The 884-nt window shown below is 78.5% G+C and carries 1 protein-coding gene; it reads right to left on the bottom strand.

Going from position 1 to position 884, the window contains the following annotated elements; all coding sequences use genetic code 11:
* Window positions 1–884 (bottom strand): FHA domain-containing protein (locus tag GT030_RS12795; protein WP_161201210.1); only part of this gene is annotated, 884 nt, incomplete at both ends.

Below are 884 nucleotides of genomic sequence, written 5' to 3'. Positions count from 1 at the left end.
GACGGTGATGAACAGCGGCATCAGCGCGGCCGGGTCGGGCCAGGTCTCCGGGCGCCGGAACGCCTCGGGCAGCGCGACGGGGGCCGCCTCGGCGTACGGCGCCTCCTCGGCGGGGAGGCGCTCGTCCCGGCCGCCGGTCAGCTTGCGGGCCCAGGCGCCTATGCCCCGGCGGCGGGCGGGCATCTCGGTGCCCCGGACGGGGGTGCCCTTACGGGTGGGGGAGTCCAGCTCGTCGGGGTGGGCGTCGTCGGGCCGGTGGCCGGCGTGGGTGTCGTGCTCCCGGTGTCCGCCGGTGAGGTGGTCCGGGACCCGGCTCTCGATCCGGGGCGCCCGGCCCTGCTCGGGCACGGCGGCACGCTCCACCCGCTCGGCGCCGATCCGGCCGGCGGTGCCGTACCCGTGCCCGGTCGGGCCGTCGGGCGCGGCCGGCGCCGGGGCGGAGTCCGGGGTTTTCCGGGCGTCCGGGTCCTCCCCGAGGGGCACCCGGACACAGCCCTCGCCGTCCGGCACGGTGCGCAGCCGCGCTCCGGGTCCCCCCGACGGGGTCACCCTGAGCGCGGATTCACCCAGGCGGAGCAGACCACCCGACGGGAAGCGCAGCGGGCGGCCGGTGACGCGGGCACCGTCCAGCGTGGTGCCGTTGGTGGAGTCGAGGTCGGCGACCGAGACCCGGCCCTCGGCGGTGACCGTGACCGCGCAGTGCAGCCGGGACACGTCCGGGTCGTCCAGGGGCACGTCGGCGTCGGCGGAACGGCCCACCGTTATCCGGCCGCCGTGCAGCAGATGGACCCCGCCCGCGTCCGGGCCCGCGACCACATGGAGCTGGGTCGGGGCGTCGTCCAGCTCGGGATGCGGCTCCGGGGCCACCGGGGCGCCCAGCGACA

Source organism: Streptomyces sp. SID1328, assembly GCF_009865595.1.
In the GTDB taxonomy this organism is placed as follows: domain Bacteria; phylum Actinomycetota; class Actinomycetes; order Streptomycetales; family Streptomycetaceae; genus Streptomyces; species Streptomyces griseoluteus.
This window is presented reverse-complemented; position numbering and strand designations above follow the sequence as displayed.